This is a genomic window from Bartonella sp. AP11XZML, assembly GCF_042196445.1.
In the GTDB taxonomy this organism is placed as follows: Bacteria; Pseudomonadota; Alphaproteobacteria; order Rhizobiales; family Rhizobiaceae; genus Bartonella.
This window is the reverse complement of the sequence record NZ_JBHIQF010000076.1, coordinates 1-1,359: the sequence shown is the minus strand read 5'-3', so window position 1 is coordinate 1,359 and position 1,359 is coordinate 1. Positions and strand designations below refer to the sequence as shown.

Genomic DNA, 1,359 nt, shown 5'->3' with positions numbered 1-1,359 from the left:
TGTGATTTCTGTTGTGTATCCGCTTTGCTTCTCATAGCAGTGGGTGACGGTTGCGGCTTTCCATGGACCATTGATTTCGCCGCGAAACCCTTGAAGGATGAGAGGTTGATCCGCCATGATTTCGGGGCGTCCTTCTAGAGTTAAGGAACCACTGCCCACAGCACGGCAAAGTCGGTCTGATTCTGATGCAGCAGCAGCTCGTGCTTCCTCCTCACAAGTGTAACAAGTGCGAAGACGCCGCACGGGACCGCTAAACCCTGTCTGATGTTTGACTTGGCATTGCTGCCCTTTTGAGCGATCAAAATAAGAAGCTTCAATGGTGCCATATTGCGTGCGTGGCTCTAGGGTGAATTCCCAGTTAGAACAGTCGTGCTTATGGATGTCGAGTGCTGGTAAATTGTCACCGCTTAGAAATAAAAACTTATTGTCCTTAATCAAAAAACGTGCCCGCATGCGGTCGGCAAGGCGGGTTAAAAAATCAACAGCCGATTGATCTGTACGAATCACATAAGGAAGAGTTTGTTTGGTAAATTGTGGACTGACTTTTGCTTGATAGCCATGGCGTTTGGCCAGTGTCTCAACAATCTCACCAACAGTTTTGTGATCAAAATGCTCACTCACCTGTTCTTTAAGCTCTTTACGCATCGAGGCACTTTTGCCACAAAGGCGCAAGATCTCTCCATCACTGCCACCACAACTGACCACTGACTCCACAACAAAACGCCCCATAAAAGCACTGATGCTGTTCTCATAGCCAAAGATCACCTGTAGCGCACTGTTGCTCTGTGGAACNCTTTGGGGATTATGAAGTGCAAATTCAGGCAGAATAACCGTTAAGCCCCGCGGTAAAAACATACCATATTTGGCAATCTCTGGATTGGCTTCCAATGTAGCTTCTAAATAACCGTTTAGTGCCCCAACTTGGATTCGGTCTCTGAACACTGCCATGGCATGGTGAAAGCAGATAAGATCAAGACTCATATCCTCTAGCTCTACAACAACATGCTTTTCTGGTATCTTCATGGAGTTTGTCCCACCTGATATTGACCTTGTGGTTTTCCGCCATTAAAAAAGGGCAAGAGCGTAATGGAATAGCGGATGCGCTGGGATTGACCAGAGCGACTGATATAGTCATGGTCTTTATTGATCGTGGTGATTACTACGGGTCCATGGAGAAGGACACTATAGGTGGTATCATTGATCCAACGAAGCATCTGGACCGGCTTTGCTCTTCGAATAGTTGTAGTGATAGCATCAATGGCTACACGGTCACCAAATTCTTCTGGAAACCAAACGCCATGAATGGTTTTTGCATCATTGCCATAGCCGGTAAATTGCAAACTGGGTGCCTTGCCAAAA

The 1,359-nt window shown here is 46.6% G+C and carries 2 protein-coding genes; both read right to left on the bottom strand.

The genetic code is table 11. The features are described 5' to 3' along the window. A partial coding sequence (locus ACFIMG_RS07355) for a tail protein X (protein ID WP_375693593.1) occupies positions 1-1,023 on the bottom strand: 1,023 nt, incomplete at its 3' end. Next, on the bottom strand, positions 1,020-1,359 hold a 340-nt coding region (locus tag ACFIMG_RS07350), incomplete at its 5' end, for a phage tail protein (protein WP_375693592.1). The genes ACFIMG_RS07350 and ACFIMG_RS07355, both read right to left, overlap by 4 nt.